Origin of the sequence: Bordetella parapertussis, assembly GCF_020735925.1 — a bacterium.
Lineage (GTDB): Bacteria > Pseudomonadota > Gammaproteobacteria > Burkholderiales > Burkholderiaceae_B > Bordetella > Bordetella pertussis.
In genome coordinates this window covers 1,740,827-1,753,748 of sequence record NZ_CP085971.1, presented here as the reverse complement: position 1 = coordinate 1,753,748, position 12,922 = coordinate 1,740,827, and the positions used below count along the sequence as shown (strand labels likewise).

10 protein-coding genes are annotated in these 12,922 nt (G+C 67.6%); 4 read left to right on the top strand and 6 right to left on the bottom strand.

The genetic code is table 11. From position 1 onward, the window contains the following. Positions 1-210 precede the first annotated feature (210 nt). The 4 genes from glmM to LK409_RS08350 all read right to left on the bottom strand — a co-directional run bounded on the left by glmM (position 211) and on the right by LK409_RS08350 (position 5,183). On the bottom strand, positions 211-1,569 hold the full coding sequence (glmM, locus tag LK409_RS08365; protein ID WP_003809628.1) for a phosphoglucosamine mutase: 1,359 nt from the start codon (positions 1,567-1,569) through the stop codon (positions 211-213). After that, positions 1,566-2,408 (bottom strand): dihydropteroate synthase, encoded by an 843-nt coding sequence (gene folP / locus LK409_RS08360; protein WP_003809626.1) that lies wholly within the window; start codon positions 2,406-2,408, stop codon positions 1,566-1,568. The genes glmM and folP overlap by 4 nt, the downstream gene beginning before the upstream one ends. A gap of 18 nt (positions 2,409-2,426) precedes the next feature. Beyond that, positions 2,427-4,313: an ATP-dependent zinc metalloprotease FtsH gene (gene ftsH / locus LK409_RS08355; protein ID WP_010928349.1), complete on the bottom strand. Its 1,887-nt coding sequence runs from the start codon at positions 4,311-4,313 to the stop codon at positions 2,427-2,429. 237 nt (positions 4,314-4,550) lie between these two features. Then, positions 4,551-5,183 (bottom strand): RlmE family RNA methyltransferase, encoded by a 633-nt coding sequence (locus LK409_RS08350; RefSeq protein ID WP_003809621.1) that lies wholly within the window; start codon positions 5,181-5,183, stop codon positions 4,551-4,553. A gap of 18 nt (positions 5,184-5,201) precedes the next feature. Here LK409_RS08350 and LK409_RS08345 point away from each other — a divergent pair, with 18 nt between their 5' ends. Continuing rightward, positions 5,202-5,804 (top strand): YhbY family RNA-binding protein, encoded by a 603-nt coding sequence (locus LK409_RS08345; RefSeq protein ID WP_010928348.1) that lies wholly within the window; start codon positions 5,202-5,204, stop codon positions 5,802-5,804. A 139-nt stretch (positions 5,805-5,943) separates the two neighbouring features. Next, on the top strand, positions 5,944-6,894 hold the full coding sequence (locus LK409_RS08340) for an IS481 family transposase (RefSeq protein WP_010927744.1): 951 nt from the start codon (positions 5,944-5,946) through the stop codon (positions 6,892-6,894). A 301-nt stretch (positions 6,895-7,195) separates the two neighbouring features. Here LK409_RS08340 and greA read toward each other — a convergent pair whose 3' ends face one another. Then, complete coding sequence (gene greA / locus LK409_RS08335) at positions 7,196-7,672, bottom strand: transcription elongation factor GreA (RefSeq protein WP_003809615.1); 477 nt, start codon at positions 7,670-7,672, stop codon at positions 7,196-7,198. Between the two features lie 623 nt (positions 7,673-8,295). On the opposite strand from greA, the gene LK409_RS08330 reads away from it, so the two are divergent. After that, positions 8,296-9,933 carry a methyl-accepting chemotaxis protein gene (locus tag LK409_RS08330; protein WP_010928347.1) on the top strand — a complete coding sequence of 546 codons (1,638 nt, stop codon included), beginning with the start codon at positions 8,296-8,298 and terminating at the stop codon, positions 9,931-9,933. Positions 9,934-9,963: 30 nt separating this feature from the next. Here LK409_RS08330 and LK409_RS08325 read toward each other — a convergent pair whose 3' ends face one another. Beyond that, on the bottom strand, positions 9,964-11,277 hold the full coding sequence (locus LK409_RS08325; RefSeq protein ID WP_010928346.1) for a solute carrier family 23 protein: 1,314 nt from the start codon (positions 11,275-11,277) through the stop codon (positions 9,964-9,966). Between the two features lie 259 nt (positions 11,278-11,536). On the opposite strand from LK409_RS08325, the gene LK409_RS08320 reads away from it, so the two are divergent. Beyond that, positions 11,537-12,856 carry an ABC transporter substrate-binding protein gene (locus tag LK409_RS08320; protein WP_010928345.1) on the top strand — a complete coding sequence of 440 codons (1,320 nt, stop codon included), beginning with the start codon at positions 11,537-11,539 and terminating at the stop codon, positions 12,854-12,856. The last annotated feature ends 66 nt before the right edge of the window (positions 12,857-12,922 follow it).

Below are 12,922 nucleotides of genomic sequence, written 5' to 3'. Positions count from 1 at the left end.
TCCTAAATGTCCTGCCAGTGTGGCCGCGCGTCATGTCAGTAATCTGACCGATATGTTACGTGACTATGAAGTTTACGCCGCCCCACCGAGGGCGATACGACCCCGCTTGACCATTTGATACAAACAGAGTCATGGCCTTGCATGCCTGCGTCGCCCGCGCAACAAAAAGGCCCGCCATCAGGCGGGCCTTCGGGCAGGTCCGGGCCTTGCTCAGGCGCCCAGGCTGTCGGCCAGCTTCTGGGCGCTGGCCTGCGCCAGCGCTTCGTCCTCGGCCTCGACCATCAGGCGCAGCTTGGGCTCGGTGCCCGAGGCGCGGATCAGCACCCGGCCCCGGCCGGCCAGCTCGGCCTCGACGGCGCCGCGCGCGCGCGCCAGGCCGTCGTGGGTTTTCCAGTCCAGGCCGGGGGCCAGCGGCACGTTGATCATCTTCTGCGGATACATGCGCAGGTCGGCCACCCATTCAGCCAGTGTGGCGTCGGCGCGACGCAGCGCCGTCAGCACCTGCAGCGCGGCGATCGTGCCGTCGCCCGTGGTATGGCAATCCAGGCACAGCAGGTGGCCCGAGCTTTCGCCGCCGTACAGCCAGCCGCGCGCCTGCATCTGCTCCAGCACGTAGCGGTCGCCGACGTTGGCCCGCTCGAAGCCCACGCCGATCTGCTGCAGCTGGCGCTCCAGGCCGTAGTTGGTCATCAGGGTGCCGACCACCCCGGCCACCGGACCGCGCTGCATGCGCTCGCGCACGATGGCGTAGAGCAGTTCGTCGCCGTTGTAGATGCGGCCGGTGCCGTCGACCATCTGCAGGCGGTCGGCGTCGCCGTCCAGCGCGATGCCCAGGTCGGCGCCGCGCGCGCGCACTTCCTCGGCCAGCGATTCCGGATGCAGCGCGCCCACGCCCTTGTTGATGTTGAAGCCGTCGGGCGAGACGCCGATGGCATGCACCTCGGCGCCCAGTTCGCGGAACACATGCGGAGCGACGTTGTAGGCGGCGCCGTGGGCAGCGTCGACCACCAGCTTCAGCCCGTTGAGATCCAGGTCGTGCGGGAAGGTACTCTTGCAGAATTCGATGTAGCGGCCCTGGGCGTCGGCCATGCGGCGCGCGCGGCCCAGTTCTTCCGAGCCGACGCAGCCCAGCGGCTCGTCCAGCGCCTGCTCGATGGCGGCCTCGATGTCGTCGGGCAGCTTCATGCCATGGGCGGAGAAGAACTTGATGCCGTTGTCCTGGTACGGATTGTGCGAGGCGCTGATCACGATACCGGCGGCCAGGCGCAGCGTGCGCGTCAGGTAGGCCACGGCCGGCGTCGGGACGGGCCCGGCCAGCAGCACGTCGATGCCGGCGGCCGACAGGCCGGCTTCCAGGGCGGATTCCAGCATGTAGCCGGAAATGCGGGTGTCCTTGCCGATCACGACCTGGGGCCGGTTGCGGCCGCGGCCGCTGGCGTGCTCGCGATGCTCGCGCGCCAGCACCCGGCCGGCGGCATAGCCCAGGCGCAGCGCGAAGGCGGCGTTGATCACCGGGCCGCCGACTTCGCCGCGCACGCCGTCGGTACCAAAATATTTGCGTTGACTCATGTAGGGACTGCTCCTTGTTCGGCCGCCTGCCACACTTTTAGCGCATCCACGGTCGCGGCGACATCGTGCACACGCACGATGGCGGCGCCGCGAGCCACGCATGCCAGCGCGGCGGCAACGCTGCCGGCCAGGCGGTCGCCCACCGGCTTGCCGGTGGCCGCGCCTATCATGGATTTGCGCGAGACGCCCACCAGCAGGGGGTAGCTGGAGACGCGCAAGCTGGCCAGGCGGCGCAGCAACTGATAATTCTGATCCATGGTCTTGCCGAACCCGAAGCCCGGGTCCAGCACGATGCGCCGGGGGTCGACCCACGCGGCGCGCAGCCGCTGGGCGCGCGCGCCCAGGAAGACCCCGATTTCGCCCATCAGGTCGGCGTACTCGGGCGCCTCCTGCATGGTGCGCGGCTCGCCCTTCATGTGCATGACGCACAGGCCGCAGCGCGAGCGCGCCACCGCGTCGATGGCGCCGGGCTGCCGGAAACCGTAGATGTCGTTGATCATGTCGGCGCCGGCGTCGAGCACGGCGCGCATGACCTCGGGCTTGAAGGTGTCGATCGACAACGGCACGCCGCAGTCGCGCAGCCCTTCGATCAGCGGCAGGATGCGCGCCAGCTCTTCGGCCGCGCTGACCGGCTGCGCGCCCGGCCGCGTCGATTCGCCGCCCAGGTCCAGGATATGGGCCCCTTCGTCGATCAATTGGCGCGCATGGGCGATCGCGCTGTCGGTATCGGCGTGCTCGCCGCCATCGGAAAACGAGTCGGGCGTGACGTTGACGATGCCCATGACAAGCGGGCGCTCGAGATCGAACTCAAAGCGCCCGCACTGGAAGTTATTTGCCATGAAACCTTAGCAGCAGGCTCAGACCGCGGCCGCCGTATTGCCGCCGGCAGCCAGCCCGGTGGGCAGGGTGTCGGACGTATCAGACGGACCTTGCGGCGTCTTGGGCGGACGCGGCGGACGGTCGTTGACGATGTCGTCGATCTGGTCGGCGTCGATGGTTTCCCATTCGAGCAGCGCCGAGGTCATCACCTCGACCCGGGCACGGTTGTCTTCCAGGATCTTGCGCGCCACGCCGTACTGCTCGTCGATGATGCGGCGGATCTCGCTGTCGACCTTCTGCATGGTCGCTTCCGAGACATGCGTGGTCTTGGTGACGCTGCGGCCCAGGAAGACCTCGCCTTCGTTCTCGGCATACACCATGGGGCCCAGCTCGTCGGTCATGCCGTAGCGGGTGACGATGTCGCGGGCGATGGCCGTGGCGCGCTCGAAGTCGTTCGAAGCGCCGGTGGTCATCTGGTTCATGAAGATTTCTTCGGCGATGCGCCCGCCGAACAGCACCGCGATGGTGTTGAGCAGGCGCTCCTTGTCCATGCTGTAGCGGTCGGTTTCGGGCAACTGCATCGTCACGCCCAGCGCACGGCCGCGCGGGATGATGGTGACCTTGTGGACCGGGTCGGTCTTGGGCAGCATGCGCGCCACGATGGCGTGGCCGGACTCGTGGTAGGCCGTATTCTTGCGCTCTTCCTCGGGCATGACGATGGAGCGGCGCTCGGCGCCCATGATGATCTTGTCCTTGGCCTTCTCGAAGTCGGACATGTCCACCGTGCGGCCGTTGCGGCGCGCGGCGAACAGGGCCGCCTCGTTGACCAGGTTGGCCAGGTCGGCGCCCGAAAAGCCCGGCGTGCCGCGCGCCAGGATGGTGGCGTCGACGTTGGGCGACAGCGGCACCTTGCGCATGTGCACCTTGAGGATCTGCTCGCGGCCGCGGATGTCGGGCAGCGGCACCACCACCTGGCGGTCGAAGCGGCCCGGACGCAGCAGCGCCGGATCGAGCACGTCGGGACGGTTGGTCGCGGCGATGACGATCACGCCCTGGCCCGACTCGAAGCCGTCCATCTCGACCAGCATCTGGTTCAGGGTCTGTTCGCGCTCGTCGTTGCCGCCGCCCAGGCCGGCGCCACGCTGGCGGCCGACCGCGTCGATTTCATCGATGAAGATGATGCACGGGGCGTGCTTCTTGGCGTTCTCGAACATGTCGCGCACGCGGGCCGCGCCCACGCCGACGAACATTTCCACGAAATCGGAGCCCGAGATGCTGAAGAACGGCACCTTGGCCTCGCCGGCGATGGCCTTGGCCAGCAGCGTCTTGCCGGTGCCGGGCGAGCCGACCATCAGCACGCCGCGCGGGATGCGGCCGCCCAGCTTCTGGAACTTGCTGGGGTCGCGCAGGAAATCGACCAGCTCCTGGACGTCTTCCTTGGCTTCGTCGCAGCCGGCGACGTCGGCGAAGGTCACCTGATTGGTGTTCTCGTCGAGCATGCGCGCGCGCGACTTGCCGAAGCTGAACGCGCCGCCGCGCCCGCCGCCCTGCATCTGGCGCATGAAGAAGATCCATACGCCGATCAGCAGCAGCATCGGGAACCACGACACGAAGATGCTCATCAGCAGCGACGGCTCTTCGCGGGCCTTGCCCGAAACCTGCACGCCGTACTTGAGCAGGTCCGACACCATCCACAGGTCGCCCGGCGACGTCAGCGAATAGGGACGGCCGGCGTCCGGCGTGACATACAGCACGTCGCCCTGCACGTCGACCTTGCGGATGCGGCCCGCCTTGGCGTCGTCCATGAATTGGGTGTAGCTGACGCCGTCCTGGGTTTGTGCACGTCCGTCGAACTGCTTAAACACCGTGAACAGCACCAGCGCGATCACCATCCAGACCGCGACTTTAGAAAACGAATTGTTCAAGGTCGATCTCCTGCTCTCGATTCCGACCGGTGGCTGCGTCCCCGCGCTCAAGGCGCAGCCAACAAATTTGTCAATGAGTCATTCTACCCTGTCGGGGCAGATCGCGTTTGCGGCCCCGCAAGGAGGCCTCGTTTCGTTTGGTTTGGGAATTTTCCCGATTCTGTCTGATGGCAAGGGCTGCGCCGTGGGATGAAGGGTGGATGGCCAGCCAACCGTTACAAGTTGGCCGTGGATGGGTTACTTCAGATCGCGGGCGACCAGAAAGGTTTCGGAGGATTTGTCCCGGGACGCCTTGGGCTTGCGTTCGACCACGCGCTTGAAGCGCTGCTTGTACGACTGCACGATCTGGGAAAACCCGCTGCCGTGGAAAGCCTTGACGATCAACGCCCCGTTGGGCTTGAGGTGGGCGCAGGCGAATTCGAGCGCAAGCTCGCAGACATGCTGGATGCGGGCCGAGTCCGCCACGCCTACCCCCGACAAGTTGGGGGCCATGTCGGAAATCACAAGGTCCACCGGCTGCCCCTCCACCATCCGGGCGAGCTGCTCCAGGACCGCCTCTTCGCGGAAATCGCCCTGGATGAACTCCACCCCGGCCACCGGCTCCATGGGCAGCAGGTCCAGCGCGATGATGCGCCCGTCGACCGCCCCGCCCGGCCCGGCCAGGCGCTCGCGCGCCACCTGCGACCAGCTGCCCGGCGCCGAGCCCAGGTCGACCACGATGTCGCCGCGGCGCATCAGCTTTTCGGCGTCCAGGATCTCGAGCAGCTTGAAGGCGGCGCGGGCCCGGTAGCCCTTCTGTTGCGCCAGTTTCACATAGGGGTCGTTGATGTGCTGGTGAATCCAGTCTTTGGAGAATTTATTCTTGGCCATTACCGTACAATTCCAAGCATGCCTATATCAGAACTTACCTCTCGCGAACGCAGCGACTTGCGCTCCGCCGCCCACCCATTGCGCCCTGTCGTCCTGATCGGCGACAACGGCCTGACCGACGCCGTCCTGAAGGAAATCGACCTGGCCCTGACCGCCCACGAGCTGATCAAGGTGCGGGCCGGCGGCGACGATCGCGAGGCGCGCGAAGCCATGCTGGCCACGATCTGCGACACGTTGTCGTGCGCCGCGGTGCATCACCTGGGCAAGACGTTGATCCTGTTCCGGCCCGACCTGCGCGCGGCCGCGGCCAAGGCCGCCGCCGACACGCCCGCCAAGCGCCGCCCTTCCGAGCCTCATACGCCCAAGAAGATGGCCGCCGAAGGCAAGCGCCTGACCAAGACGCGCCCGGCGCGCAAGGCCGCCGAAGCGGCTGCGCCCGCCGCTGGCGCACGCCCCGGCCGCGACGACCTGAACCAGGCCGGCCGTCCGGCGCGTCCGTCCACGCGCAAGGCATCGCCGGGCCACGCCATTCCGCGCCGCAGCGGCAGCGCGCTGAGCCTGCGCGCCGGAGCGCGTGGCGGCCTGGCCGGCCGCAAGCCCGCACGGGCAAACAAGCAATAGTACTTGATCTGGCCGGCCCGGACGGGCCCGCCGGTTTCAGGCTGGCCGCCTAGGTGTAATGTCTCAATAGGTTGTTCATCCAGGCCGGACCTGGGATGCTGTGGTTACCACGCCATCGCAACTCAGGGCAGGACACTGGATGAACAACCATAAGCATGCGCGATTGACCCGCCTAGGTCGAGCCCTTCTTGTTAACAGGGTGATGCAACAGAACTGGACGATGAGGCAGGCCAGCCAGGCGGCAGGGGTGAGCCTGCGCACCGGTTACAAGTGGCTTGCCCGCTTCCGAAGCGAAGGTCTGGACGGCCTGCTTGACCGCAGTTCTCGCCCGCACCGCAGCCCGAAGGCCTGTGCGCCCGAGCAGGTTGAGCACTTCGCCCAGCAGCGCCGCCAGCGTCTGCCGCTGTGGCGCATCGCGCGTGAAGCCGGCCGCAGCCTGGCCACCGTGGCGCGGTATATGGAACGCATCGGCCTGAGTCGACTCGCCTCGCTGGAGCCGCCGGCGCCGGTGCGCCGCTATGAACGCGCCAGCCCAGGCGAGCTGCTGCACATCGACACCAAGCGGCTGGGCCGCATCCGGGGCGTGGGCCATCGCATCACCGGCGATCGGGCCCAGAACCGCAACCGCGGCATTGGCTGGGACGCTGTGCACCTGGCCATCGATGACTTCTCGCGCGTGTCCTTTGCTCGCATCCTCGACGATGAGGGCGGCGATCAGTGCGCTGAGTTCCTGCGCCAAGCCACCGCCTACTACGCCAGTCTGGGCGTGCGCATCGACCGCGTGATGACCGACAACGGCAGCGGCTACGTCTCCAGGACCTTTCGGGCGGTGTGCGTGGAGCTGGGAATCCGTCACATCCGCACCCGCCCCTACACCCCCAAGACCAACGGCAAGGCCGAGCGCCTCGTGCAGACCTGCTTACGGGAGTGGGCATACGCCAGGCCCTACACGAGCTCAGCCGAACGACAGGCTGCCTTGCAGCCCTTCATTGACCGCTACAACTGGTGTCGGCCACACTCCGCTCTCGGACATCAGCCACCCATCACGCGTATCCCAGATGTGAATAACCTATTGAGAATCGACACCTAGGCGGCGCGGCCCGGCGTTGCGGCGCCCGACGGCACGTTCCGTGCGTCGCGGCGCGACAACGATGCAGACGCCCGGCGCACGGCCCGGCGTTCAGGAATTCGGATGAATACCGCGCCCCCCAAGCCGTTGACGGCCGAGAAGGGGAATACGCTGGCCACGATCGGAGCCCGGGATATCGCATCCGGGACGCCTGCAGCGCGACGGCTGCGGCTGTGCCACCCCGCCTGGCCGCAAGCGGCTGGCTGATGGTGGAAACGGCGTCGGTCATTGGCCATGGGTATGCAGGGGGGCGGAATCGGCGTCAGAGATAACGCACACCGATGACTTCGTACTCGCGCACGCCAGCCGGCACCTTCACTTCGACCACATCGCCCTCGGATTTGCCGATCAGGGCGCGGGCCACCGGGCTGGAGACCGAAATCAGGTTGGACTTGATGTCGGCTTCGACGTCGCCCACGATCTGGTAGGTCAGGCGGTCGCCCGAGTCGAGGTCTTCGATTTCCACGGTCGCGCCGAACACGGCACGGCCTTCGGCGTCGAGCGCCGTCGGATCGATGAGGTGCGCGTTCGAAAGCGTACCCTCGAGTTCGGAGATCCGGCCTTCGATGAAGCCCTGGCGTTCGCGGGCGGCGTCGTACTCGGCATTTTCCGACAAATCACCCTGCGCACGCGCCTCCGCAATGGCGCTGATCACCGCAGGACGCTCAACGGTCTTAAGCCGATGCAGTTCTTGCTGCAAGCGCTCGGCCCCGCGCACGGTCAAAGGAATGGCAGACATGTCGTTTCCCAAACAAAAGTAGAAAACGCCCCCGACGGAGCGTTTCGGTGAAGGTCTCGGCTTGGTGTATGGCCTCGCCATGAAGCAGGCGGGCCGCTGCGGAAGACAGGCGAACAAAAGACGAGACAAGGTCGAACCCGACCGAGGCTCCCCTTTGCTGTCTCCTCTTTGATCGGCCTGCCGCATCCGGCGGCCAAGCGTCGACCAAAACAAAACCCCGGCTCGGGTCGGAACCGGGGCAATCAGGTGACATTGTCGGCAAAGTCCACCGGAATTGCAAGCCTGTAAGCCAGGCGTAGGTTTCGGCGCATGTTGGCGGCGGAAAAGCCACAAAACCTGCGTGTTGGCCGCCGATCGCAGCGCGGGCCCGGCGTTGCCGCGCATTCCTTCATGTGCCGGAGGCCCCGGGCAATCGAAAGCACCCGTCGAAAACGCACCAACTTAGGGCAAATCCGGGTATGAATATTCGTATATATAACTACAAATAACAAATTAATACCGAATACCGATCATTTAAGTCGAATTCCACATCAACAACGGATTCCACGTCACGGCCTGACACTTCCCGCGCGGGTACGCCGCGCACGTCGTCGACGCTTATTGCGCAAGACCCTACCCAGGAGATGCCCATGCTTGAAAGGATCAAGGTCCGCACCGCGATGGTGGCGGTATTCGCCTGCTTCCTGGCGGTGCTGATGCTGTCGGGCGCCCTGACGTGGCGCAACGCGGGCAGGAGCGCCGCCGAGATCGAGGGGCTGAACCAGGTCGCCGTCAACCAGGTCGACCCGCTGTTCGAGGCCAGCGGCGCGGCGCTGCGCGCCCGCGTCGCCCTGCTGGAGGCCCTGGCCAACCTGCAGGCCAATCACCTGGACCCGGTGGCGACCCTGCACCAGCAGGCCGGCGCGGCGCAGCGCCAGGCGGCCACGCAATTCCAGCGCTACGTGGACGTGCCCAAGGAGCCGGCCGCGGCCGAGCTGGCCGCGACCCTGCAGACGCGCTGGCGCGCCTACCAGTCGGTGCTGGACGAGCTGGCCGCCGCCGTCGACGCCGGCCAGGCCGAGCCCGCCCTGGCCGCCATGAATCGCGCGCAGCAGGCCGAACATGCATTCCAGCGCGACATGGAAGCCTTTCTGGCCAGGGTACAGGCGCACAGCGACGAAGTGCGCAGCGGCGCCGAAGACACCCATGTCGTGGCCCGCTGGAGCGCCATCGCGCTGGCCGCGCTGGGCGTGCTGCTGACCCTGGCCGGCTGGCTGTTCGTGCGCCGCGCGGTGCTGCGCCCCTTGCTGGAGGCCGGCCATCACTTCGACCGCATCGCCGACGGCGACCTCACCGCGCGCATCGAGGTGCGCTCGGCCAATGAAATCGGCGCGCTGTTCGCGGCGCTCAAGCGCATGCAGGAAGGCCTGACGCGCACCATCGCCGTCATGCGGCGCGGCGTCGACGAAATCAACGTCGGCGCGGCCGAGATCTCGGCCGGCAACGCCAACCTGTCCAGCCGCACGGAGGAACAGGCCGCCGCCCTGGAAGAGACCGCGGCCACCATGGAGGAACTGGCCACCACGGTCAAGCAGAACGCCGACAATGCCGCGCAGGCCAATCAGCTGGCCGCCGTCAGCATGCAGGTGGCGCAGCGCGGCGGCGAGTCGGTCGCGCAGGTGGTGCAGACCATGCACGGCATCTCCGCGAGCTCGCGCCAGATCGCCGACATCGTCACCGTGATCGACGGCATCGCCTTCCAGACCAATATCCTGGCGCTGAATGCCGCGGTCGAGGCGGCGCGCGCCGGCGAACAGGGCAAGGGCTTCGCGGTGGTGGCGGGCGAGGTGCGCAGCCTGGCCCAGCGCGCCGCGCAGGCGGCCAAGGAGATCAAGGCCCTGATCGAGAGTTCGGTGGCGACGGTGCGCGCCGGCTCGCAACAGGTCGCCAGCGCCGGCGGCACCATGGACGAGGTGGTGGCCTCGGTACAGCGCGTGGCCGACATCATGGGGGAAATCTCGGCCGCCTCGGCCCAGCAGGCCAGCGGCATCGACCAGGTCAGCCTGGCGATTTCGCAAATGGACGAAACCACCCAGCAAAATACCGCGCTGGTCGAACAGGCCGCGGCGGCGGCCACGGCCATGGAAGAACAGGCCCGCCACCTGGCGGCCGCGGCGGCGGTCTTCAGGACGCAGGGCGGCGCCATCATCGACGTCGCCGCCGCGCCGCTGGCCGGGCCGGCGGGCGGCCATGCCGCCCTGCCGCCGGCCGCGGCCCGCTGAGCGCGGCCCCGGTGCCGGGTTGGCGCGCCGTCAGCGGCGGCGCGCCAGGCCCAGCAGGGCGTACAGGATGATGGCGCCGAACGTGGCGGTGCCGATGCCGTTCATCGAGAAATCGCCCAGCTTGACGCTGAAGTCGCCCGCCCCCAGCACCAGGGTCACGGCGGCCACGATCAGATTGCGGTTGTCGCTGAAATCGACCTGGTTGACCACCCAGATGCGCGCGCCGGCGATGGCGATCAGGCCGAACACCACGACCGACATGCCCCCCAGCACGGGGCCGGGGATGGTCTGGATCAGCGCGCCGAACTTGGGCGAAAACCCCAGCACCAGCGCGATCACGGCCGCCACCACGAACACCAGCGTGGAATAGATGCGCGTCACGGCCATCACGCCGATATTCTCGGCGTAGGTGGTCACCCCGGTGCCGCCGACGGCGCCGGAAACCATGGTCGCCACGCCGTCGCCCACGAAGGCGCGGCCCACGCAGCGGTCCAGGTCCTGTCCGGTCATGGCGGCGACCGCCTTCACGTGGCCCAGGTTCTCGGCCACCAGGATGATGGCCACCGGCACGATCAGGCCCATGGCCTGCGGCTCGAACACCGGCGCGGCGAAGCTGGGCAGGCCGAACCACGGCGCGGCGGCCACCTTGGCGAAGTCCATGGGCGCGCCCAGCCCCAGGCCGTTGGCGCAGACCGCGTAGATGACGCAGGCCAGCACCAGGCCGACCAGGATCAGCAGCCGCTGCACCATGCCGCGCGTGTAGACGGCGATGCCGCCCACGCACAGGATGGTCATCAACGCCATGCTGGCCTCGAAGCCGGACGAACCCATGGCGCCCTTGGCGGCGATCGGGGCCAGGTTCAGGCCGATCACCGCCACCACCGCGCCCGTGACGACCGGCGGCATCATGGCCTCGATCCAGCGCGCCCCGTTGCCGCGCGCGCTGGCCGCCCATACGACCAGGCCGATCAGCGCGTACACCAGGCCGCAGGCGATGATCGCGCCGAGCGCCACGCCGATATTGGCGTTGGCGCCGGGCGCCACATAGCCGGTGACCGCCACCACCCCGCCGATGAAGGCGAAGCTGGAGCCCAGGTAGCTGGGCACCCGGCCGCCGACGAACAGGAAGAAGATCAGCGTGCCGATGCCGGACATGAGGATCGCCACATTGGGGTCGAAACCCATCAGCAGCGGCGCCAGCACGGTGGAACCGAACATGGCGACCACGTGCTGGGCCCCCATGGCGATGTTCTTGGGCCAGGACAGGCGTTCGTCGGGCGCGATGACCGCGCCCGGCACGGTGTCGTCGGCCAGCCGCCAGCGCGGGAAATAGGTATTGGACATAGGTACGCGTGGAAGTTGAAGGGATGGGCGACGCAAGTGTAAGGGGGGTCGGAAGCGCGCAGCAATATGTTTAAGTTCGTCCGCGCGCCTGCCTTATTAAGGACTAACCCTAATCCACGCGGGCGCCGCCACCATGACCGTCAGTTCCGTTTCATCGCGCATCTCCGCCGGCGCGTTCGACCAGTACGCCAGGCAGTTGCGCGACCGGGCCGCCGCCAGCGGCGCGAAGGACGAGGCCGGCAGCCCCGCGGCCGAGGCCTTGCAGGCTCTGCAGCGCCAGCTGGCGGCCATCATGGCTGCCTGCGCGCCGGCCCTGGCCGGCACGGTAACGGTCATCACGTCTTTCCCCAAGGACCTGACCCAGGCCTACAAGGCGGCCTTCGAGAAGGCCCATCCGGACATCAAGCTGGAGATCCTCAACAAGAACACCGTGTCGGGCATCGCCTTCGTGCGCGCAACCCCGGCCGGCCAGCGTCCGGAAGTCTTCTGGGCCAGCGCCCCCGACGCCTTCGAGGTGCTGGGCCGCGACAAGCTGCTGGCCAAGGCGCCGGACGTGGCCAACCCGGCCGTGCCCGACAAGATCGGCAGCTACCCGATCAACGACCCCTCGGGCATGTACATGGGCCAGGCGCTGGCCGGCTACGGCATCATCTACAACACGCGCTACATCAAGGCCAACAAGCTGCCCGCGCCGGTCGAATGGAAGGACCTGCTGGCACCGCACTGGTTCGGCCACGTCGGCATCACCGCGCCGTCGCGCTCGGGCACCATGCACCTGACGGTGGAAACGATCCTGCAAGGCGAAGGCTGGAATGACGGCTGGGGCACCCTGCTGCGCATGTCGGGCAACGCCAGCGCGGTCACCGAGCGTTCCTTCGGCGTGCCCGACGGCGTGAACAACGGCCAGTTCGGCGCCGGTCCGGTGATCGATTTCTTCGGCCTGTCGAGCAAGTACTCCAAGTTCCCGGTCGATTTCGTCTATCCGTCCGAGACCGCCATCGTGCCGGCCAACATCGCGCTCATCGAAGGCGCGAAGAACACCGAGGAAGGCAAGAAGTTCATCGCCTTCACGCTCAGCCAGGCCGGCCAGGAACTGCTGCTCGAACCGAAGATCTCGCGCCTGCCGGTGCTGCCGTACGCGGCGCTGGCCGGCAAGATCCCGCCGGGCTATCCCGACCCGGCCGAGATCGCCAAGCGCAGCAAGGTGCACTTCGACGCCGACCTGTCGCAGGCGCGCTACTACGTGGTCCAGAGCCTGTTCGACCAGACCATCACCTTCCGGCTCAAGGAGCTGCAGGCCGCCACCAAGGCCATCTACGACGCCGAAGCCAAGCTGGGCGAACGCGCCGGGCAAGGCAAGGCGGCCGAGCTGCTGGCGCAGGCGCGCCAGCTGGCCTGGACGCCGCTGGTCGACGCCCAGCGCGCCGCCGACCCGGCGTTCCTCAAGCTGTTCGCCGGCAACAAGAAGGACGCCGCGGTCAACCAGCAGATCACGCAGCTCGAAGGCGAGTGGAACGGCAAGGCCCGCGCCAACTACGAGCAAGCGCAAAAGCTGGCGCGCGAGGCGGCCGCGCTCTAGGCGCCGCCGCCTCGCCGCGGGGCGCGCCGCGCGCGCCCCGCATCCTGGCCCTCGTCCGTTCACATC

Coding starts and splice junctions, on each gene's coding strand:
- glmM (WP_003809628.1), bottom strand. CDS start 1,569: ATGAGTCAACGCAAATATTTTGGTACCGACGGCGTGCGCGGCGAAGTC.
- folP (WP_003809626.1), bottom strand. CDS start 2,408: ATGGCAAATAACTTCCAGTGCGGGCGCTTTGAGTTCGATCTCGAGCGC.
- LK409_RS08350 (WP_003809621.1), bottom strand. CDS start 5,183: ATGGCCAAGAATAAATTCTCCAAAGACTGGATTCACCAGCACATCAAC.
- LK409_RS08345 (WP_010928348.1), top strand. CDS start 5,202: ATGCCTATATCAGAACTTACCTCTCGCGAACGCAGCGACTTGCGCTCC.
- LK409_RS08340 (WP_010927744.1), top strand. CDS start 5,944: ATGAACAACCATAAGCATGCGCGATTGACCCGCCTAGGTCGAGCCCTT.
- greA (WP_003809615.1), bottom strand. CDS start 7,672: ATGTCTGCCATTCCTTTGACCGTGCGCGGGGCCGAGCGCTTGCAGCAA.
- LK409_RS08330 (WP_010928347.1), top strand. CDS start 8,296: ATGCCCATGCTTGAAAGGATCAAGGTCCGCACCGCGATGGTGGCGGTA.
- LK409_RS08325 (WP_010928346.1), bottom strand. CDS start 11,277: ATGTCCAATACCTATTTCCCGCGCTGGCGGCTGGCCGACGACACCGTG.